Raw genomic sequence first — 23,627 nt, 5'->3', positions numbered from 1 at the left:
AGTCAGGTCGCCGGTTCCGACACGCTCCACGAAGGCCGCTACCTCGTTGACCGGTCGCACCACCGATCGGCTGATCGCCCAGGTCACGAAGAAACTTAATAGGACGGCTAGGGCGAGCGTCAGTAGGATGGAGGACCGGCTGAACTCGTAAACCTCGGCAACGCCGCGTTGACCGGCAGCAACACTGCCGTCCAAGGCGGAGCGCGTCCGCTCGATTCCGGCGATGGTGGCCTCGTAGAGGCGGCCGACCTCGTTGTCGCTCGTTTCGACCTTCTCGAAGTCTTTCGCAACGACGGCCTTGAGTTGGGCTTCGCTGGCGTCGCGATAGGCATTGTAGGTCTGTAGGGTCTGCTTGAGCGTGGCGTTGAGCCGGTCCCATGCCGCCATGCGATCAGGAGAAACTGAACCCTGGCGGAATTCGGCACTTTCGCGCAGAAGGTCCGCGAAGAGGCCATCGGCCGTCTCGGCCATTCGGCGCCAACCCAGATAGCTGTCTTCGTCGGGAACAGCGCGTCCATGTTCGCGCATCAGCACCGAGATGACGGCGCTGCGCCGCTGAACGCCAAGGTCACGCACCTTGTTACCAAGATTGTCGAGCTGGCGCATGACCATCAGATCGCGCGTCACAATCCGATCGATCGTCTCGCGCACGGTCCCGATCTGGCCCGTGGCGTAGAGGCCGAGGGCAATAAGCACCACCGTGACCGCGGCGAAGCCGAGAAGGATGCGGTTTGCGATCGAAATCGACACGGGACGTGGGCTCCGGGCGTCGCGCGCGAGCGCTTCAAGGAAGGAACGAGCGCAACAGGCGCGGGAGGTCGATGATGGCGAAGCTGTCCCCGGTGCCGTCACGCTCCGGCGCTGCCGGTGCATAGCCCGAAACCGCCTCCGCGCCCACTCCGTCACGTATGCCGGCGGTCGGCGATGCGGTGACGTCGCTGTCGGCGATGGTAACGAGGCCGACAACGCGATCGACCGCGAGCGCAAGCGGCGGCCCCTCGGTGCGAATGCGCAGAAAATGTCCCGGATCGCGCGCCCCGTCGTCTCGGCCGAGCCCTAGGGCGCCCGCGAGGTCAATAACACTGACAATGATCCCCGCGTGGGCGATAATGCCCCGAAGGGCCGCCGGCGCGCCGGGAAGCCGGGTGCACGGGCGCTCAGGCAGCACCATCGCGACCGCTGACAGAGCAATCCCGAAGCGCTCGGTGCCGATGGCGCAAACAAGGAAGTCACGGCTCTCAACAGCGCTCTCTGCGGCTTGACCACGCGCGGCCAGCGCCGCGGAGCGCTCGTCAAGTAAGGCGCGGTACCGCTCGGCCTCGTTCATCGCGTCTCGCGCCCGAGCTTGCCAAGCGCGAGGCGCGCCATCGCCGTGAGCTCGCCCGCCGTCACGCCGTCTCCTTCGGGAAGCGTTGCATCCGGGGGCAGTCCTTGCGCGAGGCGCAGGGCGTTGTCGAGGGCGCGGACCGCGGATGCGCGACGCCCCTGCTGCGACAGAAGAAGCCCGAGATGGCAATGCGCCATCGCAAAATCGCGGTTGAGGAACAGCGCGCCGCGAAACGCCCGCTCGGCCTCGGCCTCGCGCCCGAGGTCGCGGGCGAGCAGCCCTTCGTAGTAGCGCAGGGCCGCCGCCGTTGGATCAGCCTCCAAGGCCTCGCCGAGCAGACGCCAAGCCTCGCCGGTCTCACCTGCATCGGCCAGCGCGCGGATGCGCGGCAGCAGGTCGGCCGGTGCCGGCGCCTTCTCCGGAGCACTCGGAACAGGGCGAGGCACTACGATCGGAGCGGCCACCGCCGTCAGGGGAGCTACCATCTCCGCCTCGGCAAGTGCCGGCCCCGTCTCCACTTCAATCGGCAGGATATCGTTCCAGGCCGGCCTGCGGCTCGGGTCGCCGGGGAGCGCCGGTTCATCCTTGCGGCGATAGGCGGCTGTGCCTGGGAGGGCTACGGCGGTCAGCCAAGCGTCAAAGGCGGGGTTCGGCTCGGCATGGCCGATCAGTAGCCAGCCACCCGGTCGCAGCCGGTCCGCGAAGCCGCGCATTATACCTAGCACGTTCTCGCTGCTGAAATATATCAGGACGTTGCGGCACAGGATCAGGTCGAACCCGGCAAAGGTCGGCGGCAGGCTGCCGTCGACGAGCCCCATCAGGTTGCTGCGCTCGAAGCGCACCATCTCACGAAATCGGGCGCGAAGCCGGTAGCCACCTTCGCGCGTCGCACCCACCTTCGGCTCGGTCGGCTGGAACCAGCGCACGCGATCATCGGGCGGCATGGTGCGCAGCGCCCAGCGTCCGTATTCCCCGGCCCGCGCAGTGGCGAGGGCAGCCGCACTGATATCCGTTCCAACGATGGCGATGTCCCACCTGGCAAGCTCTGCGCCGAGCAACTCGTGAACCAGGATCGCGACTGAATAGGGCTCCGCCCCCGTCGAACAGCCGGCGCTCCAGATGCGCAGTGTGCGCTCACCGGCACGCGATGCGATCAGGTCGGGCAGGATTCTGTCCGTCAGCGCCGCGAACTGCTCCGCGTAACGGAAGAAGAAGGTCTCGCCGATGGTGATCTCGGCCTCCAGCGCCGCCCATTCGTCAGCGCCGCCGGGACCGTCGAGATGGCCGAGATAGGCTGTCGCATCGGCGACGTTCAGCGCTTTGAAGCGCTTCACGAGCCGGTCAAAGAGCAGATCATCCTTGTCGGCATAGTAATGATGCCCAGTACGGGCGATCACGCGCGCCTTGAGGGTCGGAAATGCGGGATCGCCCGTCACCCATGAGGTGCGCCTGCGACCATCGTCAGAAGACATGGCCGGCGGCCTCAATCCATCACGGCTGCGTCGAAGGAAGCGAGCCGCTCGGCCGCGCGCCGGGAGAGGGTAGCGACGCGCTCGCGCTCCTCGGTCGTGAGGATGCGCTGCATCGACAGCACGTGCACGAACCGCTTGTCGAGCGCGATCTCGGCCTCGACGCAGCCATTGAGCGTCCGTGTGTCGGAGACCGAGCGCACAGCATCCAGGCTCACTTGGACCGCGTCGACGACCCTATCGACCAAGAGGGCGAGGCTGCCGTCGGCCGCGAGCAGGATGTGCCGGTAGGGATCGGGCTCGACGGCGGCGGCGCGCTGGCCGAGCAGCCGCGCCAGGTCCAGCACCGGGAGCGGGACACCGCCGAGGTTCAGGAAGCCCGCGATGGGTCCGCCTGCGGCGGGCGGTGCGTGCAGATGCGGCAGCGGCAGCACCTCGCGGACCGCGTCCCTGGGCAAAGCACAGGAGGTACCGGCCACGTCGAGGATGAGATACGTCGTGGTCTGGGACAGCGCCACCGATGCTCCTTATGGCCGAGGCGTCCGGTCGAGATAGGGCCGGGGAAGCGAGGGTGCAATCGTGATGTGCGGCATGCCGATCTGAGGGTAACAGGACCGCCAGCCGGAGTTCAGGTACGGGAGATGGTCCTTATGCCGTTGACGGGCTGCGGGGCTTGGACTACAGGAGCCGCTGATTTCACGGACGGTTCGAGTTTTTTCGACATGCGTGCGGTTCTCATCGTAGCGGAAGCGCCACGGACGGGGCGGGCTTAAAGGAGCCCGCGGACCCGGTCGGTGGCGCATGCAGGGTCCCTCGGGGCCCTTTTTTGTTGCCGAAATCCGGGGTCGTCGCACGAACAGGGATGATGGAGGACACGATGAGCGGCGAGGTCATGACCGGAGCCCAGATGGTCATCCGGGCGTTTCAGGATCAGGGAGTCGACACCCTGTTCGGATATCCCGGCGGCGCGGTACTCCCGATCTACGACGCGCTCTTCAATGAAGAGAGCGTCAAGCATGTCCTCGTCCGCCACGAGCAGGGCGCGGTCCATGCCGCTGAGGGCTATGCCCGCTCTTCCGGCAAGGTTGGCGTCGTCCTCGTTACCTCCGGACCCGGCGCGACGAACATCGTCACCGGTCTGACCGACGCGATGATGGATTCGATCCCGCTCGTCGCCGTCACCGGCCAGGTTCCGACGCACCTGATCGGCTCGGACGCTTTCCAAGAATGCGATACGGTCGGCATCACCCGCCACTGCACGAAGCATAACTACCTCGTTCGCTCGATCGAGGATCTGCCGCGCATCCTTCACGAGGCCTTCTACATCGCCTCGCATGGGCGGCCCGGCCCGGTCGTCATCGACCTGCCGAAGGACATCCAGTTCGCCACCGGCATCTACAAGCGTCCGGCCGAGAACGGCCACAAGACCTATCACCCGGCCGTCAAGGGCGACCAGGACCGGATCCGCGCAGCCGTCGAGTTGATGGCGACGGCGCGCCGTCCGATCTTCTACACCGGCGGTGGCGTCATCAATTCGGGTCCGGAAGCGACGAAGCTGCTGCGCCAGCTCGTCGAGGAGACCGGCTTCCCGGTGACTTCGACCCTGATGGGCCTCGGTGCCTTCCCGGCGTCCGACGACAAGTTCCTGGGCATGCTCGGCATGCACGGAACCTACGAGGCCAATCTGGCGATGCACGATTGCGACGTGATGATCTGCGTCGGGGCGCGCTTCGACGATCGCATCACCGGCCGGCTCGACGCTTTCGCGCCCTATTCGAAGAAGATTCATATCGACGTCGATGCTTCCTCGATCAACAAGGTCGTGAAGGTCGATGTTGGCATCGTCGGCGACTGCGCCTCGGTGCTTGAGGATATGCTCGCGCTGTGGCGCGCCCAGCCGGCGAAGCCCTCCGCGGGCGACCTCGAGCCTTGGTTCGCCAAGATCGCAACTTGGCGGGCGCGCGACTGCCTCGCCTATTGGCCGTCGGGCACGATCATCAAGCCGCAATACGCTGTGCAGCGGCTCTACGAGGCCTGCAAAGATCGCAAGACTTTCGTCACCACGGAGGTCGGCCAGCACCAGATGTGGGCGGCGCAGTACTTCAAGTTCGAGGAGCCGAACCGCTGGATGACCTCTGGCGGCCTCGGCACCATGGGCTACGGCCTGCCCGCGGCGATCGGTGCCCAGCTTGCCAACCCGGATGGGCTCGTCATCGACATCGCCGGCGAAGCCTCGATCCTGATGAACATCCAAGAGATGTCGACGGCAGTTCAGTATCGACTGCCGGTCAAGATCTTCATCCTGAATAACGAGTATATGGGCATGGTCCGCCAGTGGCAGGAGCTTTTGCACGGCTCGCGCTACTCGCAGAGCTATTCCGAAAGCCTGCCGGACTTCGTGAAGCTGGCCGAGGCCTACGGCGCCAAGGGCATCCGCTGCGAGAAGCCGGGCGAACTCGACGCGGCGATCCAGGAGATGCTGGACCATGACGGTCCGGTGATTTTCGACTGCATCGTCGACAAGACTGAGAACTGCTTCCCGATGATCCCCTCGGGCAAGGCGCATAACGAGATGCTGCTCTCGGACTATCTCGGCGAGACCGGCGTCGAATTGGGCGACGTGATCTCGGCGGAAGGCAAGATGCTGGTGTGATCGGCTGCCTCCGGCGCTGCAACCGGGGGCCATCACCACTGGAGTGAAGCTAAGCATTCGGCATTTCGGCGCCGAATGCGCACGAATGACGTCGATGATGACGACTCGTCAGTACGACGAGGCCCTGGAGACCGGCCATGAACGCGATGAACACCCACTATCCCGAGCCGGTGAAGTTCGAGTCAATCAACCGGCACACGCTGGCGGTGATCGCCGATAACGAGCCGGGCGTTCTGGCGCGGATTTCCGGTATGTTCTCCGGCCGCGGCTACAACATTGAGAGCCTGACGGTGTCTGAGACCGAGGAGGCGCGTCACATCTCGCGCTTCACGATCGTGACAACGGGCACGGACGCGGTGATCGAGCAGATCAAGGCGCAGCTGAACCGGCTCGTTCCGGTCCACCGCGTCGTCGACCTGACGCTCCAGGGCAAGGCGCTCGAGCGCGAGCTCTGCCTCGTGAAGGTCGTCGGCAAGGGCGATCACCGCAGCGAGGCGCTACGCCTCGCCGCGGCCTTCGGCGCCAAGACACTCGACGCGACGCTGAACTCTTTCGTGTTCGAGCTCACCGGCGCTACCGAGGAAATCGATCGCTTCATCCGTTTGATGACGGTGATCGGCCTCGTCGAAATCTCGCGCACCGGCATCGCCGCCATGGAGCGGGGCGCAGAGGCTCTCTAAGCTGCCCCAGGCCGCCCGACGCGCGGCATGACCTCGCGCGCGAAGAGCCGCATCTCGCGCTCAAAGGGCTGGAACTGCAGCATGAACAGCTCGACGCCGGCGGCATGGAAGGCCTGGATGCGATCTGCGATCGTGTCGTAGCTGCCAACTAGCCCGGCGGCCGTGCCGCCATTGGTGCCGACATGGCGCGATGATGCCGCGTCGGTCTTGGCGAACATCACGCTTGCCGCATCGGTCCTCGCCCTGGTCTCGGCTCGCAGGGCGTCATCGCGGCGGCTCAGGTCGAGCAAGCGCGCGTGTTCCTCCTGGGCTTCCGCATCCGTCTCGCGTGCGATGACAAAGGCCGAGAGCCCGTAACGCAGTCGGCCTTTCGCAGCCGGACGGCGTGAAACGTCGGCAATAAGCGCAGCGACGTCGTCATGCGGCTGACCATTGATGAACCAGACGTCGCCGTGATCGGCGACGAGGTCGCGCGCCGGCTCTGATTCCCCACCGACATAGATCGTGGGGCGGGCCCGGAACGTACCGGCGGGTTTGAGCTGATAATCTTTGATCCGGAAATGCCGACCCTCGAAGGTGACGCGCTCGCCTCGGATCAGGCGGTCGACCAGCCCGATCCATTCGCGGCCATAGGCGTAGCGCTCGTCATGGGCCGGGAAGGGCAAGCCTGCCCGCTCAAATTCCGCACGGTTCCAGGCGTTGACGAGGTTGATGCCGAAGCGGCCCTCGCTGACATGCTCGATCTGCAGCGCCATCTTGGCGAGTACGACCGGATGGTACAGCCCCGGCTTGATCGCGGTGATGATCTCGATGCGCCGGGTCAACGCGGCGAGTGCGGCCGAGGCTGTCCAGGCCTCCAACTGGTCGCGCCCCTCGTCGTAGGGGTTTATCGTGTGCTGGGCGACGAGCACGGCGTCGTAGCCGAGCGCCTCAGCCTCCAGGACGAGGGCACGGTTGCGCGACCAAGTCGCGTCATCGGGTTCGTCGGGATCGTGGTGGGCGGCACGCGAACCATGGACCGCAGCCCAGATGCCGAAGCGGAGCGGGTGGGTCATGAGTTCAGCCTCGGCTCGCCACCGGCTGCCAGATCCGCACGTCCGTGGCGTCGAGCCGACGCGGGATCAGGCCGGCCTCGTGAAAGGTGTCGGCGATACTCTGCTGCTCCGAGAGCGCTGCGCGGTCGACAGGCTTCACGGCGTAGCTGCGGCGCTCGTTGACGGTGGCAACCACTTCGGGCGGCAGATCGCCCCAGATCGGTGCGAGCAGGGCTACGGCCTCCCGCGGATTGGCTTTCACCCATTGTCCGGCCTCGACCAGGGCAGCGTAGACAATCTCGACGATCTCGGGATGAGCGGCGGCAAAGCTGTCATTGACCGTGTAGTAGCGGTTGTAGCTCGACAGGCCCGTGGCATCGGCGAGCACGCGGATCGGCCGCTTGGCCTGCACGATGGCCAGAAACGGATCCCAGATCGCCCAGGCATCGAGGCTGCCCTGGTCGAAAGCTGCGACACCATCCGGCGCCTCAAGATAGGCCGGCTTGATATCTGCAAAGCTCAGTCCTGCGCGCTTGAGCGCCGCAGCGAGGATGAAGTGGCAGCCCGAGCCCTTTGAGACACCGACTGTGCGACCCTTCAGGTCGGCGATCGAGCGGATGGCTGACTCCTCGGGCACGACAATCGCCTCAGCATGGGGCGAGCCCGCCTCCATCGCGTAGAAAGTCAGCGGCGCCTTGGCCGACTGCGTGAAGATCGGCACCGCATCGGCGACGTCGGCATGCAGGTCGACGACGCCCGTATTCATCGGCTCGAGCACCTTCGAGAAGAGGTGCCAGCTCACGCCGAACTCTCTGGCGCCGAGCCTCGTCTCAAGCGTGCCCTTGGTCTTCAGCACAGTGAGCAGGGTCGAGGAGCGCTGGTAGCTCAGCTTGATCGTCTCACCAGCGCGTGACGGGCCGGCACCTGCAAGCGCCAGCGAGGCACCGAGTGCGGTGGTGAAGTGGCGGCGGGTCAAGGTCATCGTGCGGCTCGCTCAGTGGAGGGCACCGCCAGCGATGGTGATGCGGTGCATCAGCCGGCGCTCGCCGTGGTAGTCGTTGAGGGCGAGATGCCAGGTCGCACGGTTGTCCCAGAACGCGATCGAGCCGGGCTCCCAGCGGAATCGGTAGGCGAATTCCGGTCTGCGGGCATGCTCGTAGAGGTATCCGAGCAGAGCGGCCGATTCTGCCTCCGTCCAACCCTCAATCCGCAGCGTGAAATTCGGGTTCACGTAGAGGGCCTTGCGGCCGGATTCCGGGTGAGTGATCACGACGGGGTGCACGGCGTCCTGGGTTGCCGCTTCGGGGTTGAGGATACGGCCCTTGAGATCGTTGGTGGCGAGAGATCGGCTCTCCACGCCGAAGACGTGCCGGCTGGAATGCAGGGCCTTCAACGGCGCAAGCGTCGCCTTGAGGCCGTCCGAGAGCGCGTTGTACGCCGCGTACATGCTAGCGAATAAGGTGTCGCCGCCGACGGTAGGGACTTCGCGAGCATAGAGAATCGATCCTTTGGCAGGCTCTTGATCGTAGCTGTGATCGGTGTGCCAGTTGCTGCCGATATTGGCCGACTGATGCGCTTCCTTCCGCACTTCGGCGATCTGGGGGTAGCCCTCGACCGGCCGAAAGAAACGATTGATGTCGATCCGGCCGAAGCGCTCGGCGAAGGCGATCTGCTCAGCGGGCGTCAGATCCTGGTCGCGGAAAAATACTACGCCGTACTCGGCGAGCGCCGACGCGATGGTGTCCCGCGACGCGTCGTCGAGAGGATGCGCCAGGTCGATCCCGCTAATCTCGGCCCCGACGAAGCTGCCAAGACGTGTGATCGCCAAGCCGGACGCAGCATGCCCAGCCGAGGGGGGAGAGGCTTTGCCGCTCGAGCCGGCCAGAGGGTGTGTCATCGTTCGGTCCTCGTCGGTGCCCTGGCGAAGAGTGTTCGGGAAGAGCCGAAGGGGACGCAGGGCACGCTCCGGTCGGCATGCAGATGAGTGTGCGACCCTCAACATGCACGCCGAGCTTAAGCGGCCGGCTTCCGCAGTCAAAGAGAATGATCTTTCGTTTATATGCGCTATATTGGCAAACAAGTCCAAATAATCGAGTCAGATTAGTTGCGGATTTCAAATTTATATTGGAGACGGCAACCAAACACGATTGGTCTTGAGCTTGCACAAAGAATTGCCGATGCCTTCGCCAACGAGCACGTCGCCAGGCGGCTTCGAAAGTTCCTGTTGCATAGGTTGATCGAGCGATGTCGCAGAAGGATGGGGGCTGGGGTGCGGGGCCGAGCACGCGATACGAAGAGCTCGCCGAGCGGTTCCGCTCGATCTTCTCGGAAATCCGCGCGACGGCCGTCGAACGCGACGCCGAGCGCAGATTGCCGCGGACCGAGATCGGCTGGCTCAAGGAGGCAGGCTTCACCACGCTGCGGCTCGACCCGGCCGCAGGCGGCCACGGCGCGAGCCTGCCCGAGTTGTTCAACCTGCTGATCGAGTTGTCGCAAGCCGACTCCAACGTCACCAATGCGCTGCGCGCCCATTTCGGCTTCACCGAGGACGTGCTGTCGTCGGCCTTTCCGGACTGGCGCAACCGCTGGATCGCCCGAATCGCCGCCGGCGAAACGGTGGGTAGCGGCGTATCAGAGACGGGACCAGCCAAGGTCGGGCAGTTCGACACCATCGTGCGGCGCCGCGGAAACGACTGGGTGGTGGACGGCCGCAAATTCTACACGACCGGCTCGCTCTTCGCGGATTGGATCCATCTCTCGGCCCAGGACGAGGACGGCACGCCGGTCATCGCCGCCGTGCCGACCCGAGCCCCCGGCGTCGAGATCGTCGACGACTGGGACGGATTCGGGCAGGCGCTCACAGCGAGCGGAACAGCGCGTTTTACCGGGGTCGTACTAGGGGCCGAGTTGATCAAGCCGGAGACGGTGCGCTTTCCCTACGCCATGGCGTTTTTTCAGCTCGTGCATCTCGCGACGCTCGCGGGTATCGGCCGCGCCGCCGCCGACGACGTGGCGCGGCTCGTGGCAACCCGTACCCGCATCTACAGCCACGGTAACGGCGCCCGCACGGCCGACGATCCGCAGATCCAGGCTGTCGTCGGTCGCGTTCGTGGCAATGCCTATGCGTCGGGTGCGATCGTGCTGAAGGCCGCCGAGGCTGTACAGCGCGCAGCCGATGCACTCCAGGCGGGCGGGCGGGAAGCGGCCGAACCCATCTCCGCGATCGCCGATGTCGAGGTGAACCAGGCGGTCACCGTCGTGACAAACCTCGTACTCGAGGCCACAACCTCCCTGTTCGATGCGCTCGGAGCATCGGCCGTCAAGGAAGAGCACGGACTCGATCGATACTGGCGCAACGCCCGCACGCTCGCATCACACAACCCACGGATCTACCGGGAGCGCAGCGTCGGGGAATTCGCTGTCAACGGAACGCGGCCGCCGCGGGAATATCGCGTCGGCACGACTTGAGGCAGTAGTTTCTTACGTCCGACAAACCGCTCTCTTGCCGGACCGAACTCGGTTCACCGTCATCGCTGCAGCCTCGCTTGAACTGCCAACCGATTGCCGCTAGAGCGAACCGTAACGTACGGTTCGCTCTAGCGGTGCGATGGTTCAGGAAGCGGAAAGCGGCATCGAGACGCCCTCGGCACGCCAGCAGGTCGTGCTCGACGCCGTGCTCGACCTCATCGTCGAGGGTGGCGACCAACTGACGATGGACGCCGTCGCGCGCCGCGCCAGCTGCTCAAAGGAAACGCTGTATAAGTGGTATCGCGACCGCGACGGTCTGCTGCGGGCAACCGTGCAATGGCAGGCTTCGCGTGTGCGTGCCGGCCGCTATGATGGTCAGCCTCTCGACGTCGCGACCTTGCGCGACAGTCTCAAGGGCTTCGCCGCCAACTGGCTCGAAGTCATCGCCAGCTCGACCTCGATCGCGCTGAACCGCATCGCTATCGGCCACGCAGCCTCCGGTCGGAGCAACCTTGGCAGCATCGTCCTCGCCAATGGCCGCTTTGCGATCGGTGAGCGCCTGAAGCCGCTGCTGGAGGCTGGCCGCGAAGCGCGGCTCCTCGCCTTCGAAGACAGTGAGGCGGCATTCCGTACTTTCTTCGGCCTCGTCGGCCGAGACATCCAGATCCGTCTGCTTCTCGGTGATGCGTTACCCCTCAGCACCGCCGAGATCGACCGCGACGCCGAAGCGGCTGTCGACCAGTTCCTGGCCCTCTATGGCCAGGCCCCGAGCCACCCGAAATCCTGAAACGGATCATTGAGAGAGGACCGAGACATGCGGGTTTATTACGATCGCGACGCCGACCTGAACCTGATCAAGGGCAAGAAGGTCGTCATCGTCGGCTACGGCAGCCAGGGCCACGCCCACGCGCTCAACCTGCGCGATTCTGGCGTGAAGGACATTGTCATCGCGCTCCGCGAGGGCTCGGCCACTGCCAAGAAGGCGGAGCACGAAGGCTTCAAGGTGATGAACGTCGCCGATGCGGCCAAGCAGGCTGACGTCGTCATGATGCTCACCCCCGACGAGCTGCAGGGCGACATCTACAAGGAGTCGCTCGCGGGCAACATGAAGCAGGGCGCTGCCCTTCTCTTCGCCCACGGCCTCAACGTGCACTTCAACCTGATCGAGCCCCGCAAGGACCTCGACGTGCTCATGGTCGCCCCGAAGGGCCCCGGCCACACAGTGCGCGGCGAGTACCTCAAGGGCGGCGGCGTTCCGACACTCATCGCCATTGCGCAGGACGCCTCGGGCAACGCCCATGACCTCGGTCTGTCCTACGCCTCGGCCAATGGCGGCGGCCGCGCTGGCATCATCGAGACCACCTTCAAGGAAGAGTGCGAGACCGACCTGTTCGGCGAGCAGGCTGTGCTCTGCGGCGGCCTCGTCGAGCTGATCAAGGCCGGCTTCGAGACGCTCGTCGAGGCGGGCTACGCCCCCGAGATGGCCTACTTCGAGTGCCTGCACGAGGTGAAGCTGATCGTCGACCTCATCTACGAGGGCGGCATCGCCAACATGAACTACTCGATCTCGAACACCGCCGAATACGGCGAGTACGTCACCGGCCCGCGCATCGTCACGCCGGAGACCAAGGCCGAGATGAAGCGCGTCCTCAACGACATTCAGTCGGGCATCTTCACCCGCAACTGGATGCTGGAGAACAAGGTCGGCCAGACCTCGTTCAAGGCCACCCGCGCCAAGCTCGCCGCCCACCCGATCGAGGAAGTCGGCGCCAAGCTCCGCGGCATGATGCCGTGGATCTCGGAGAAGGCACTCGTGGACAAGAGCCGCAACTAACATTGCATGGAAGGCCGGGCGTTGCTCGGCCTTCCACCTCGAACGGGACCTCTAACGGCAGCCGTCGCAGATGCCGTTTTCGATCCGCTGGTTGCGCCGCTCGATCCGCTCGAGCTCGCGGCGTTCCTGCGGTGTTTCCGGTCCTTCCTCGACGCCAGGCGGCTTCGTCACGCCGAGGGCGTTGGTATTCGGCGCGGTGATGGTCGAAGTGGGACCACCACCGGTCCCAGTCTGATCAGGACGAACCTCCGCAAAAGCTCCAGCTGGGGCAAGAAGTGCTAGGACAATCAACAGCGAAGACGGATGGCGTAGTACGGGCATCGTGCGCGTCCTTTAGGCCGCTCGACCGCCCTCGATTGACGATCGGTCCAGCATTCTCGCGCCACTTATGAAACCCAAGCAAGGCTCTTCCGAAGATCCACGTCCTCTGCCACGGTGCGCCCAAAATTTGGCACCGGGAGGATCGACGTTTGAGCACACTCTACAGCTTGGAGCACCGCGCTCTTCAGGATGAGTTCGGTACGCGCAAGCTCGCCGACTTCCTCGACAAGCACCATGTCCAACTCGCCATCGGTGAGCAGGAGCGCGGCTTCATCGAGAAGCGCGACATGTTCTTCCTCTCGACGGTCGATCCCGAGGGCAACCCGACGGTCTCGTACAAGGGGGGCCCAACTGGCTTCGTGCGGGTTGTCGGCCCCAACGCGCTGGCCTTCCCCGGCTATGACGGCAACGGCATGTTCCTCTCGATGGGCAACATCGCCGGCCAGGGGAAAGTTGGCATGCTATTCATCGACTTCGAGACGCCGCATCGCCTGCGTGTACAGGGCACCGCCCGGGTCATGCGAGACGACCCGCTGCTCATCGAATTCGCCGAGGCGCAGTATGTTGTGCGTGTCGACGTCACGCAGATTTGGGTGAACTGTCCCCGCTACATCCACCCCCACAAGAAGCTCGGCGAAAGCCGCTACGTACCGAAGCCTGAGGCCGAGACGCCGCTCGCACAATGGAAGCGGCTCGACATGGTTCAGGAGGTAATCGCCGATGAGGATCGCGCTCGCGCAGAGAAGGAAGGCGTGCTGAACCTTGATGCCTATGGTGAAAAGCTCATGAGGGGGGAAGCCTAACTGGCAACCTCCTGGCGCTGAATGTCACGATCGAAGTGGCGCGGGCCGGAGAGGCGGGCCGCGGCTTCGCGGTCGCCGCTGCGGTCGAGGTGCATGGCGCGGCCTCGGCCTCCGAGTTGTCGGTCCGGTCAGAGCACCTCAACACCGAGGTGCACCGGGTCCTGGCGACGGTGCGGGCGGCCTAAACTGTTTTCAGCGCCGGCCCGCGCCGCACGAAGCCGACGATGTCCTTCACCGCGTCGAGCGTCGGCGCGGCGATGGCCTCGGCTCGCTCGGAGCCATCGGCGAGGACAGCGTCGATATGGCCAGGATCAGCCACGAGCCGCTGCATCTCGGCGCCGATCGGAGCGAGCGTTGCCACCGCCAATTCGACGAGCGCCGGCTTGAAGGTCGAGAACTGAGCACCGCCGAAATCGCGCAGGACCTCGTCGCGACTGATCCCACGAAGCGCCGCGAAGATGCCAACGAGGTTGTCCGCCTCCGGTCGGCCTTTCAGCCCCTCCACCTCGGAGGGAAGGGCATCGGGATCGGTCTTCGCCCGACGAATCTTCTGCGCGATGGTGTCGGCATCGTCCTTGAGGTTGATGCGTGAGTTGTCGGACGCATCCGACTTCGACATCTTCTTGCTGCCATCACGCAGGCTCATCACGCGGGCTGCAGGGCCGCCGATCAGCGGCTCGGTCAGCGGGAAGAAACCCTCGCCATGGCCGTGTGCGAGGATGGAGCCGGCGAAGTCGTTGTTGAACTTCTGTGCGATGTCGCGGGTCAGCTCGAGATGCTGCTTCTGGTCTTCTCCCACCGGGACGTGGGTCGCGCGGTAGGCCAGGATGTCGGCCGCCATCAGTACGGGGTAGTCGTAGAGCCCGATCGAAGCGTTCTCGCGATCCTTGCCGGCCTTGTCCTTGAACTGCGTCATACGATTGAGCCAGCCGAGGCGAGCAACGCAGTTGAAGATCCAGGTCAGCTCCGTGTGCTGAGGAACTTGGCTCTGGTTGAATACGATCGAGCGCTTCGGATCGATGCCAGCGGCGAGGAAGGCGGCGGTAACCTCGCGGATCTGCCCTTTGAGGGCCTCGGGATCCTGCCATAGCGTGATCGCGTGCAGATCGACGACGCAGTAGAGGCACTGGGCATCGCGCTCCTGCATTTCGACGAAGCGCTTCACGGCGCCGAGATAGTTGCCGAGGTGCAGGTTTCCCGTCGGCTGGACGCCGGAAAACACCAGTTCCGCGAACGCCGTCATCGGCGCGATCCTTCAAGCCATAGCCGGAGCGGACCGCCGCCCGATCGAAGGGCCGGGTTCTGGCACCCGGTGCGTCGTGCGGTCAAGGATATGCCGGGGACGGATCGAAGCGGCCTGTTCAGATCCTGCTCAACCCTTAGCGGCCGTCCGCGCCTGGCCCGTTGGACACAGATCGAGCAGGACGCAGTCCCCACAGGTAGGATTGCGGTAGTGGCAAACGTGCTGGCCGTGCAGCATCAGCACCTCGTGGTTGTCGTAGAGCTTCTGCGCCGACCAATCGTCAGGCAGTTGCGCGCGCAGGATGTCGTGCGATGGGCCTACATCGACTCGCTGGCCGATCAGGCCCGTACGCTGCGCCACGCGGTGATGATGGCTGTCGACCGGCAGTGCCGGCATACGCAGGTTCGAGAAGGAGAGCACCGCAGCGCTCGTCTTCGGCCCAATGCCCGGGATGGTCTCAAGCCAATGGCGCGCCTCGTCGACCTCCATCTCGGCGAGAAGGTCGAGCGAGAGCGAGCCCTGCCGTTCCAGAATCGCATGGAGCACTGCGCGGATGCGCGGCGCCTTCAGCTCGGGCCAGGTGACGCCGCGGATCGTCTCCTCAATCTCGGCGGGATCGGCTTCGGCCACCTGTTCCCAGCTCGGCCATCGCGCCCTCAGGGCTTTGAAGGCGCGCCCGGAATCCGCGTTGCGGGTTCGGTGCGAGAGCAGAGACGAGACGAGTTCGCTGACGGGGTCGAGGCTGTGAAAATAGGCGATCGGGCAATCGAACGATCGACAGAGGCGCCGATCGATCTCAAGCGCCTTGTTCGTGAGGTCTTCGTCCCGATGGGACTCGCGGGGTGTTGACCGGCGTTGGGGGGCGGGACGGGCCTGCGCGGAGGAGACTGGCATATGGCCAGAATCCGCGGCGAGTCCTGCCTGTTCCCTCCTGCGGCGTTGGCGATCGCTATTTCGGCAGCGCGTAGATGTTGATGTCGAGCTTCACGTCGGCGGCGTCGCTGAGATCCGTGACGTATTCCTCGATGAAGCGGTCCTGAACCGCGATGTCCTTGGCATCAAAATAGGCGATCAGGGTATCGTAGGTGCCGCTGATCTGGTCGTAGGTGCCGGCGTGGCGGAAGCGCAGGGCCTTGCCGCTCGGCGTCGCGCCGAAATGCAGGCCCTCTCCGCTGGTGGGTGCGGATGACGGCGCGGCGTCAATCGGGATCATCGCCTCGTACTGGAAGCCATTGTCCTCGGTCTTGGTGAAGACCGAGATCGGCCGTCCGGTGGGACGGATGCCGGCCTTGGACAGCTCATCCTCGATACGGGCGAAGGTGGACCGCAGGCTGGCTACGGCCTCCTCCCAGGTTGCCTTACCCGAGATGATCGCGGCTGGCTTTGCCGGCAGGGTGACCTCCTCGACGTCGTTGGCCTCGGTCGGCGCAGGTACCAGCGTCTGGCGCGCGGGTGCGGCAGAGGAGCGCGCCGGAGACCCACCGGGCGCGGTAGGCGGCGTCAGAGCCTTGTCGGGAAGTGGCATCGCCGTGCCAGGCGGCTTCGATGACGTGTCTGGCGCTGTTGTCGTCGAGAGCGGATTGGTCTCGGCAGGCGAGGGCACCTTGGAGGCAGGCGGCTCTTCGCCCGAGACGGGAGAAATGGCGAGGGCGAGCGCGAGCATCGCGGCAAGGCCTGCGTTGACGGAACGAGGGGGGATCAAGGCGACGCTCCGGTCTTAGCCCCACGGGAAGCGCAAGGGCACAGTGCTGCGCGCAAGCTAGCGATGATCTGCGGCTTTCGCGAGGCCGATACGCACGACGCATGCCGGCTCGGCTCTCGCGTCGAGCGACACGGTTTGCCATATACGCGGTCCTTCCCCGAACCCGACCCGGATCCCTTGCCCGAACATTTCTGGCCGCAACCATCGACCGACAGCTTCGCATGAACGCACTCGCCAACCACCGCTTCCTGAAGATGCACGGCGCCGGGAACGCCATCGTGGTGCTCGACCTGCGCGGCACCCGGATCACCGTGAGCGGGGCAGAGGCGCGCGCCATCGCCGAGGATCCACGCTCGCGCTTCGACCAGCTCATGGTCATGCACGATGCCGTCACCCCGAACACGGACGCCTATCTGCGGATCTACAACACCGACGGCTCACGCTCGGGCGCCTGCGGTAACGGCACCCGCTGCGTCGCCTATGCGATGTTCGACGATCCGGCGATGGCGCGGCCCGCCGAGGGGGGCTCGCTAACCCTCGAAACGGAGGCCGGCCTCGTCGCCGTCAAGCGCGTCGCCGATCGCAGCTTCACCGTCGACATGGGCAAGCCGAGGCTGAAGTGGGACGAGATCCCGCTGCGCGATCCGTTCCCGGATACGCGGCGCATCGAACTGCAGATCGGGCCGATCGACGACCCGATCATGCATTCGCCGGCCGCCGTCAGCATGGGCAACCCGCATGCGATCTTCTTCGTCGACCGCGATCCCGACGAGTACGATCTCGCGCAGATCGGGCCGATGCTCGAAGCTCACCCGATCTTTCCGGAGCGGGCCAACATTTCGGTGGCGCAGGTGCTCGGCCGCGACTTGATCAAGCTGCGGGTCTGGGAGCGCGGCGCCGGGCTTACGCTCGCTTGCGGCACAGCCGCCTGCGCGACCGTGGTAGCGGCCTCACGGCTGCGCATGATCGGGCGCCAGGCCACCGTGGCCCTGCCCGGCGGCCAGCTCTCCATCGAGTGGCGCGCCGACGACCACGTTTTGATGACCGGCCCGGTCTTCCTCGAAGGGGAGGGCACCTTCGCGCCCGAGATCTTTGCCGGGATCCAAGAGTGAGCGTCGAGACGCTCACCTTCGGCTGCCGGCTCAACACGGTCGAGTCGGAGGTGATGCGCGGACATGCGCTCGACCACGCCAGCGGGCGGGACCTCGTTCTGGTGAACACCTGCGCGGTGACGAGCGAAGCCGGGCGGCAGGCTCGCAAGGCCATCCGCAAGCTGGCCCGGGAGCGCCCCGGCGCCGAAATCGTCGTCACCGGCTGCGGCGCGGAGATCGAGCAAACCGCCTACTCCGAGATGCCAGAGGTCGCGCGCCTCGTCGGTAATGCCGACAAGCTGCGCGCGGAAACGTGGGGTGGCGAAGAACAGAGCCGTACGCGCGAGATCATGGCCGAGCGCGAGGCTGTTCCGACGCGCATCTCTGGCGTAAGCGGGCACACGCGCGCCTTCGTGCCGGTCCAGAATGGCTGCGACCACCGCTGCACCTTCTGCGTGATCCCGTTCGGCCGGGGGAATTCGCGCTCCGTGCCCGTCGACGACGCCGTGGCCCAGGTCCGCCGCATCGTCGCGCATGGTGGCCGCGAGGTGGTGCTGACCGGCGTCGATCTGACTGCCTATGGCCGCGACCTCGATCCCGATCTCGGCTTGGGACGTCTGGTCAAGGCGATCCTGGCCGAAGTGCCCGATCTCGCCCGGCTTCGGCTCTCGTCCATCGACTCGGTGGAGGCGGACGACCATCTCCTCGACGCCTTTGCGAGTGAGGAGCGTCTGATGCCGCATCTTCATCTGTCTCTCCAGGCCGGCGACGACATGATCCTCAAGCGGATGAAGCGCCGGCATGCGCGCGCGGATGCGATCCGCTTCTGCGAGACGATCCGTCGCCTGCGGCCCGGCACGGTGTTCGGCGCCGATCTCATCGCGGGCTTTCCCACCGAGACCGAAGCGCAGTTCGCGCGCTCCCTCGATCTCGTCGAGGAATGCGGACTGACGCATCTGCACGTGTTCCCGTACTCGCCCCGCCCCGGCACGCCGGCCGAGCGCATGCCGCAGGTGGCGCCGGATATCGTCAAGAGCCGTGCCGCTCGGCTGCGCGACGCGGGTTCCGACGCCCTAGTCCGTCACCTCGACGGAGAGGTCGGGCAGAGCCGCCAAGTCCTGGTCGAGCGCGGCGGGACGGGACGGACTGAGACGTTCACGAGCGTGAGGCTTGGCCCTGTGTTGGAACGGCAGGTTGGCCCAGGTGATCTCGTCACCGTGGTGATCGACGGGCATGACGGGCAGCGGCTTTCGGCCGCTTGAGTTGCGAAACATCGGCCTCTCCGGTAATGACCTGACCGATTCTCCAGTCGGGTTCGTAAGTTGCGGGTGATACCGCCTCGGATCCTTTTGGAGGTCGACCCTCGACCATCGCTTCGAGCATGCGTCGGCCCTTTCTTGATCGAAGGGTGAGCCTGGACCGTCATCGGTCTCCGGGCGGCGAGGAAGAGGGTCTTCCGCAACACAAGCCGCCGACGCCGGCCTCGAAAGAGAGGCCATTCAGGAGAGAGAATGTCTGCAGGTCTGAACGCGCGCGATGCCGCGCCGAGCCGTGACGATTTCGCCGCGCTGCTCGAAGAGAGCTTCCTCGAGCACGAGATCACCGAAGGCTCGGTCGTCAAGGGCACCGTCGTCGGCATCGAGAAGGATGTCGCCGTCATCGATATCGGCGCCAAGACGGAGGGTCGCGTCGCCCTCAAGGAATTCCAGGGCCCCGGCCGCGAAGGCGAGCTGAAGGTCGGCGACGTTGTCGAGGTCTATGTCGACCGCATCGAGAACGCGCTCGGCGAAGCCGTGATCTCGCGCGACAAGGCTCGCCGCGAGGAGAGCTGGGTCAAGCTCGAGAAGTCGTTCGAGGCCAACGAGCGTGTCACCGGTACGATCTTCAACCAGGTCAAGGGTGGCTACACCGTCGACCTCGACGGCGCCGTGGCCTTCCTGCCGCGCTCCCAGGTCGACATCCGCCCGGTGCGCGATGTGACCCCACTGCTCGGCACGCCGCAGCCCTTCCAGATCCTCAAGATGGATCGTCGCCGCGGCAACATCGTCGTCTCGCGCCGGACCGTGCTCGAAGAGAGCCGCGCCGAGCAGCGTAGCGAGCTGGTGGCCAACCTCGAAGAGGGTCAGGTCATCGATGGCGTCGTCAAGAACATCACCGAGTACGGCGCGTTCGTCGATCTCGGCGGCATCGACGGTCTGCTGCACGTCACCGACATGGCGTGGCGCCGCGTAAACCACCCGTCCGAGGTCGTACAGATCGGCGCGACGGTGAAGGTCAAGATCATCAAGATCAACCACGAGACGCATCGCATCTCGCTCGGCATCAAGCAGTTGCTCGCCGATCCGTGGGAGGGCATCGCCCAGCGCTACCCGGTCGACGCCAAGCTCAAGGGCCGCGTGACCAACATCACCGACTACGGCGCCTTCGTGGAGCTGGAGCCGGGGATCGAGGGCCTGATCCACGTCTCTGAGATGAGCTGGACCAAGAAGAACGTCCACCCCGGCAAGATCGTCTCCACTTCCCAGGAAGTGGAAGTGCAGATCCTCGAGGTCGATCCGGTCAAGCGCCGCATCTCGCTCGGTCTCAAGCAGACCCTGCAGAACCCGTGGGAGGCCTTCTCCGAGAAGCACCCGGTCGGTTCCGAGGTCGAGGGCGAGGTCAAGAACAAGACCGAGTTCGGTCTCTTCATCGGCCTCGAGGGCGACGTCGACGGCATGGTCCACCTCTCGGACCTCGACTGGCAGCGCCCCGGCGAGCAGGTCATCGAGGAGTTCAAGAAGGGCGACATGGTCAAGGCCCAGGTTCTCGACGTCGACGTCGAGAAGGAGCGCATCTCGCTCGGCATCAAGCAGGTCGGCGGCGACCCGATGGCCGAAGCCGGCGACCTCAAGAAGGGCCAGATCGTCACCTGCGAGGTTCTCGAGGTGAAGGATTCCGGTCTCGAGGTGAAGATCGCCGATACCGAGCTGACCACCTTCATCCGCCGCGCCGAGCTCGCTCGCGACCGTGGTGACCAGCGCCCCGAGCGTTTCGCCGCCGGCGAGAAGTTCGACGCGCGGGTGATCCAGTTCGACCGCAAGGCGCGCAAGGTCCAGGTCTCCATCAAGGCGCTCGAAGTCGCCGAGGAGAAGGAGGCGATGGCCCAGTTCGGCTCCGCCGATTCCGGTGCCTCGCTTGGCGACATCCTCGGCGCCGCCTTCAACAAGAAGAAGGGCGACGACGAGTAAGATCGTCTCGCTCGAAAGATCGCCCCGGAGCCGCTCGTCGGCTCCGGGGCTTTTTTGTTTTCGGGACATGGTCGGCAGTCCAGGGCCAGCAGGCCCTTGCCCATGCGGCGCCGGCAGGTCTAGAACACCCGGCGGCCGCGCGCCGACGGTCGTGAGCCCATGTCGATCAAGGACTTGCCGCTTGCGGCAACTCTGATCGTCCTGCACAAAAGAGCGGGTGCAAACCGCGGCTTCCCATGGAATCCTTGAGGTCCGCGAGTCGAGGTTTGACCGGCCTCACGCGCTTGGCGACCTGCCTGATCGGCAACGCAGCGCAAGGGGCGAGAACCGGCCCAATGTGGCCGCTGGGCTAGGGAGTGAGCCGCCGCATGGCTGCAGACGCCGAAGTTCTGATCGACCGTCGGCGCTTGCGCCGGAAGCTGACCCTCTGGCGGGTGCTCGGCATCGGTGGTTTGATCGTGGCGGCGGGTGCCGTTGGCTACCGCGCCAGAGCCGGCACGGAGGTATTCGGCTTCACTGCTGCCCCGAGCCAGATCGCCCGCATATCCATCGGCGGCTTCATCGCCGGCAGCGAGTCCACGACCAACCTGATCAAGCGCGTCGGCGAGGCCAGCGCCGTAAAGGGCGTCGTCATCTCGATTTCGTCCCCCGGCGGCACCACCACCGGCTCGGAAGAGCTCTACCGGAACCTGCGCGCGCTGGCGGAGAAGAAGCCGATCGTCGCCTTCGTTGACGGCACCGCTGCCTCGGGCGCCTACATCACTGCCATCGCAGCCGACCACATCGTCGCTCGCGAGACCGCGCTCGTCGGCTCTATCGGCGTGCTGTTCCAGTATCCGGAGGTCTCCGGTTTGCTCGACAAGGTCGGCGTCAAGATGGAGTCCATCAAGTCGTCGCCGCTGAAGGCCGAGCCGTCAGGCTTCACACCGACCTCGCCGGAGGCAAAGGCCGCGCTCGCCTCGGTGGTGTCCGACACCTACGGGTGGTTCAAGGGGCTAGTGGCTGAGCGTCGCCACTTGAGCGACGAAGAGCTCAGCAAGGTCTCCGATGGGCGCGTCTTCTCTGGCCGGCAGAGCATCCCACTGAAGCTCGTGGACGAGCTCGGCGCCGAGCGTCAGGCGGTCGCTTGGCTGGAGAAGGAGAAAGGTGTCGCCAAAGGCCTTCCCGTGAAGGATTGGAAGCCGACCTCGGGGAGCGGGTTCAAGCTGTGGTCCGCGCTCGGCACCAGCGCCTCTCTCTTAGGCCTCGACGACCTCGCCGGACGACTTCGCGCCATCGGCTCGGAGGCGGAGAGCTATGCCGGCGGCGGTCTTCTCGTGCTCTGGCGCCCGGCGCCCTGACCGCAACAACCGGCCGCCTCCCGCCCCCTTCGCACTTCGGAAGACTGACGCATGATCAAATCGGAACTGGTGCTCAAGATCGCTGAGCAGAACCCGCATCTCTACCAGCGCGACGTCGAGACGCTCGTCAACGCGATCCTCGACACCATCGCCGATGCACTCGCGCGCGGCGACCGGGTCGAGCTACGCGGCTTCGGGGCCTTCTCTGTGAAGCGTCGTGAGGCGCGCCGCGGACGCAACCCGCGCACCGGTGAGGCCGTTGCCGTGTCCGAGAAGGCGATCCCCGTGTTCAAGACGGGCAAGGAGATGCGTCTTCGCCTCAACCAGGCGGGGATCGGCGAGGAATCCGGAGCGGCAGCGGCCGGCTGATCCCGACCTTGCCGAGAAACCCCGCCGGAGACCTGAGATGATCCGCTTCCTGAAAGCCCTGATCCTGCTGCCCATCGCGATCATCGTGGTGCTGCTGGCCGTCGCCAACCGCGAGAGCGTCACGCTGTCTTTCGACCCGTTCTCGCCGGAGCCCGTGTTCAGCGTCGCGCTGCCGCTCTACGCGATCGTGTTCGCGGCAGTGGCACTGGGCATCATCATCGGCGGTATCGGCTCATGGCTCAGCCAGGGCAAGACCCGCGCGAGCGCCCGCCATCACCGCAGGGAGCGTGAGAAGCTGGAGCGCGAGACGGCGCAACTCCGGACCTTCGCACCAGAGACGGCTGGCCCGGCCTACGGCACCGGCGCTACGGCGTTGCCGGCTCCGCGCTGATCCTCGCATCATGCGCCCGGTCTCAGTCAAGATTTGCGGGCTGAGCACCGAGCCGACCCTCGACGCAGCGCTTGAATCAGGCGCCGACCTCGTCGGCTTCGTGCATTTTCCAAAGAGTCCCCGCCACGTCTCGCTGGAACGGGCGGGTGCACTGTCGCGGCAGGCCGGCGGCCGGGTGCAGCGAGTCGTGCTGCTCGTTGACCCGGACGATGCCCTGGTCACGGCAGCCGTCGAGGCGATCTCTCCGGACCTGATCCAACTCCACGGGCACGAGAGTGTGGAGCGCGTCGCCGCGATCCGTCGCCTGTCCGGTCGCCCCGTGATGAAGGCCATCGGCGTCGCAGCTGCTTCAGATCTGGCGGCGGTGCCGGCCTATGCTGCGGTGGCCGACCGGATTCTCCTCGATGCCAAGCCGCCGAAGGATGCTGTGCTGCCGGGAGGAAACGGGCTGGTCTTCGACTGGGCCCTGATCGCACAAGCGACGCTGCCGACCGATTGGATGCTCTCGGGCGGCCTCACGGCAAACAACGTGCGGGATGCCCTGTTACTGACTGGAACACCGGCGCTCGATGTGTCCTCGGGCGTCGAAAGCGCCCCCGGCACCAAAGACCCCGCCGCCATTGCGGCTTTCATCAAGGCTGCCCGCGGCTGATGACTTCCGCGTGAGCGGACCAT

The 23,627-nt window shown here is 65.5% G+C and carries 24 protein-coding genes and 1 pseudogene; 14 read left to right on the top strand and 11 right to left on the bottom strand.

All coding sequences use genetic code 11. The annotated features are described in order from the left end of the window. From MGN01_RS03940 to MGN01_RS03925, 4 genes and pseudogenes are all read right to left on the bottom strand, one after another. A pseudogene (locus tag MGN01_RS03940) lies at nucleotides 1–750 on the bottom strand (HAMP domain-containing protein); the annotation flags it as partial. A gap of 34 nt (nucleotides 751–784) precedes the next feature. Beyond that, nucleotides 785–1,327 carry a chemotaxis protein CheW gene (locus MGN01_RS03935; protein WP_147045247.1) on the bottom strand — a complete coding sequence of 181 codons (543 nt, stop codon included), beginning with the start codon at nucleotides 1,325–1,327 and terminating at the stop codon, nucleotides 785–787. Next, entirely contained in the window at nucleotides 1,324–2,799 is a 1,476-nt protein-coding gene (locus MGN01_RS03930) for a CheR family methyltransferase (protein ID WP_147045246.1), read from the bottom strand. Before MGN01_RS03930 ends, MGN01_RS03935 begins: the two co-directional genes overlap by 4 nt. A gap of 11 nt (nucleotides 2,800–2,810) precedes the next feature. Continuing rightward, entirely contained in the window at nucleotides 2,811–3,314 is a 504-nt protein-coding gene (locus tag MGN01_RS03925) for a chemotaxis protein CheW (protein ID WP_306437190.1), read from the bottom strand. Between the two features lie 359 nt (nucleotides 3,315–3,673). Between MGN01_RS03925 and MGN01_RS03920 the strand changes: the two genes are divergently transcribed. Beyond that, complete coding sequence (locus tag MGN01_RS03920) at nucleotides 3,674–5,449, top strand: acetolactate synthase 3 large subunit (protein ID WP_147045245.1); 1,776 nt, start codon at nucleotides 3,674–3,676, stop codon at nucleotides 5,447–5,449. A gap of 137 nt (nucleotides 5,450–5,586) precedes the next feature. Next, complete coding sequence (gene ilvN / locus MGN01_RS03915) at nucleotides 5,587–6,129, top strand: acetolactate synthase small subunit (protein WP_147045244.1); 543 nt, start codon at nucleotides 5,587–5,589, stop codon at nucleotides 6,127–6,129. On the opposite strand, the gene MGN01_RS03910 is transcribed toward ilvN, so the two are convergent. The 3 genes from MGN01_RS03910 to MGN01_RS03900 are packed head-to-tail and all read right to left on the bottom strand — an operon-like array spanning nucleotide 6,126 to nucleotide 9,060. Beyond that, nucleotides 6,126–7,184 (bottom strand): LLM class flavin-dependent oxidoreductase, encoded by a 1,059-nt coding sequence (locus tag MGN01_RS03910; RefSeq protein WP_147045243.1) that lies wholly within the window; start codon nucleotides 7,182–7,184, stop codon nucleotides 6,126–6,128. The genes ilvN and MGN01_RS03910 overlap by 4 nt on opposite strands. A gap of 4 nt (nucleotides 7,185–7,188) precedes the next feature. Then, nucleotides 7,189–8,145 carry an aliphatic sulfonate ABC transporter substrate-binding protein gene (locus tag MGN01_RS03905; protein ID WP_147045242.1) on the bottom strand — a complete coding sequence of 319 codons (957 nt, stop codon included), beginning with the start codon at nucleotides 8,143–8,145 and terminating at the stop codon, nucleotides 7,189–7,191. A 12-nt stretch (nucleotides 8,146–8,157) separates the two neighbouring features. Beyond that, on the bottom strand, nucleotides 8,158–9,060 hold the full coding sequence (locus MGN01_RS03900) for a TauD/TfdA dioxygenase family protein (protein ID WP_147045241.1): 903 nt from the start codon (nucleotides 9,058–9,060) through the stop codon (nucleotides 8,158–8,160). A gap of 347 nt (nucleotides 9,061–9,407) precedes the next feature. Between MGN01_RS03900 and MGN01_RS03895 the strand changes: the two genes are divergently transcribed. The 3 genes from MGN01_RS03895 (at nucleotide 9,408) to ilvC (ending at nucleotide 12,465) form a co-directional block, all read left to right on the top strand. Further along, on the top strand, nucleotides 9,408–10,631 hold the full coding sequence (locus MGN01_RS03895; RefSeq protein WP_147045240.1) for an acyl-CoA dehydrogenase family protein: 1,224 nt from the start codon (nucleotides 9,408–9,410) through the stop codon (nucleotides 10,629–10,631). Nucleotides 10,632–10,770: 139 nt separating this feature from the next. Then, the gene (locus MGN01_RS03890; RefSeq protein WP_147045239.1) at nucleotides 10,771–11,418 is read left to right on the top strand and encodes a TetR/AcrR family transcriptional regulator; all 648 of its coding nucleotides are present in this window, start codon (nucleotides 10,771–10,773) and stop codon (nucleotides 11,416–11,418) included. A 27-nt stretch (nucleotides 11,419–11,445) separates the two neighbouring features. Further along, nucleotides 11,446–12,465, top strand: a complete 1,020-nt coding sequence (ilvC, locus tag MGN01_RS03885) for a ketol-acid reductoisomerase (protein WP_147045238.1) — start codon at nucleotides 11,446–11,448, stop codon at nucleotides 12,463–12,465. A 51-nt stretch (nucleotides 12,466–12,516) separates the two neighbouring features. Here the strand turns inward: ilvC and MGN01_RS03880 are convergent, their stop codons facing one another. Then, a complete protein-coding gene (locus tag MGN01_RS03880; protein WP_147045237.1) occupies nucleotides 12,517–12,786 on the bottom strand; it encodes a hypothetical protein in 270 nt (89 codons plus the stop codon). 149 nt (nucleotides 12,787–12,935) lie between these two features. Here MGN01_RS03880 and MGN01_RS03875 point away from each other — a divergent pair, with 149 nt between their 5' ends. Next, complete coding sequence (locus tag MGN01_RS03875; RefSeq protein WP_147045236.1) at nucleotides 12,936–13,589, top strand: pyridoxamine 5'-phosphate oxidase family protein; 654 nt, start codon at nucleotides 12,936–12,938, stop codon at nucleotides 13,587–13,589. Nucleotides 13,590–13,600: 11 nt separating this feature from the next. After that, complete coding sequence (locus MGN01_RS24370; RefSeq protein ID WP_307725951.1) at nucleotides 13,601–13,774, top strand: hypothetical protein; 174 nt, start codon at nucleotides 13,601–13,603, stop codon at nucleotides 13,772–13,774. On the opposite strand, the gene trpS is transcribed toward MGN01_RS24370, so the two are convergent. From trpS to MGN01_RS03855, 3 genes are all read right to left on the bottom strand, one after another. Continuing rightward, entirely contained in the window at nucleotides 13,771–14,832 is a 1,062-nt protein-coding gene (gene trpS, locus MGN01_RS03865) for a tryptophan--tRNA ligase (protein WP_147045235.1), read from the bottom strand. The genes MGN01_RS24370 and trpS overlap by 4 nt on opposite strands. A gap of 129 nt (nucleotides 14,833–14,961) precedes the next feature. Continuing rightward, nucleotides 14,962–15,726 carry an endonuclease III domain-containing protein gene (locus tag MGN01_RS03860; RefSeq protein ID WP_147045234.1) on the bottom strand — a complete coding sequence of 255 codons (765 nt, stop codon included), beginning with the start codon at nucleotides 15,724–15,726 and terminating at the stop codon, nucleotides 14,962–14,964. 55 nt (nucleotides 15,727–15,781) lie between these two features. Continuing rightward, entirely contained in the window at nucleotides 15,782–16,495 is a 714-nt protein-coding gene (locus tag MGN01_RS03855) for a GyrI-like domain-containing protein (RefSeq protein ID WP_147045294.1), read from the bottom strand. A 260-nt stretch (nucleotides 16,496–16,755) separates the two neighbouring features. On the opposite strand from MGN01_RS03855, the gene dapF reads away from it, so the two are divergent. From dapF to MGN01_RS03820, 7 genes are all read left to right on the top strand, one after another. Then, entirely contained in the window at nucleotides 16,756–17,646 is an 891-nt protein-coding gene (dapF, locus tag MGN01_RS03850) for a diaminopimelate epimerase (RefSeq protein WP_147045233.1), read from the top strand. After that, the gene (gene mtaB, locus MGN01_RS03845) at nucleotides 17,643–18,887 is read left to right on the top strand and encodes a tRNA (N(6)-L-threonylcarbamoyladenosine(37)-C(2))-methylthiotransferase MtaB (RefSeq protein WP_147045232.1); all 1,245 of its coding nucleotides are present in this window, start codon (nucleotides 17,643–17,645) and stop codon (nucleotides 18,885–18,887) included. The genes dapF and mtaB overlap by 4 nt, the downstream gene beginning before the upstream one ends. 249 nt (nucleotides 18,888–19,136) lie before the next feature. Continuing rightward, nucleotides 19,137–20,852: a 30S ribosomal protein S1 gene (rpsA, locus tag MGN01_RS03840; protein ID WP_147045231.1), complete on the top strand. Its 1,716-nt coding sequence runs from the start codon at nucleotides 19,137–19,139 to the stop codon at nucleotides 20,850–20,852. 368 nt (nucleotides 20,853–21,220) lie between these two features. Further along, nucleotides 21,221–22,192 (top strand): signal peptide peptidase SppA, encoded by a 972-nt coding sequence (gene sppA, locus MGN01_RS03835; protein ID WP_147045230.1) that lies wholly within the window; start codon nucleotides 21,221–21,223, stop codon nucleotides 22,190–22,192. Nucleotides 22,193–22,243: 51 nt separating this feature from the next. Then, a complete protein-coding gene (locus MGN01_RS03830) occupies nucleotides 22,244–22,561 on the top strand; it encodes an integration host factor subunit beta (RefSeq protein ID WP_147045229.1) in 318 nt (105 codons plus the stop codon). A gap of 37 nt (nucleotides 22,562–22,598) precedes the next feature. Beyond that, nucleotides 22,599–22,952: a lipopolysaccharide assembly protein LapA domain-containing protein gene (locus MGN01_RS03825; protein WP_147045228.1), complete on the top strand. Its 354-nt coding sequence runs from the start codon at nucleotides 22,599–22,601 to the stop codon at nucleotides 22,950–22,952. A 10-nt stretch (nucleotides 22,953–22,962) separates the two neighbouring features. Next, a complete protein-coding gene (locus tag MGN01_RS03820) occupies nucleotides 22,963–23,604 on the top strand; it encodes a phosphoribosylanthranilate isomerase (protein WP_147045227.1) in 642 nt (213 codons plus the stop codon). Nucleotides 23,605–23,627 lie beyond the last annotated feature (23 nt).

Origin of the sequence: Methylobacterium gnaphalii (assembly GCF_007992215.1) — a bacterium.
Lineage (GTDB): Bacteria > Pseudomonadota > Alphaproteobacteria > Rhizobiales > Beijerinckiaceae > Methylobacterium > Methylobacterium gnaphalii.
The sequence above is the reverse complement of the archived record's forward strand: the minus strand, read 5'-3'. Positions and strand labels throughout refer to the sequence as shown.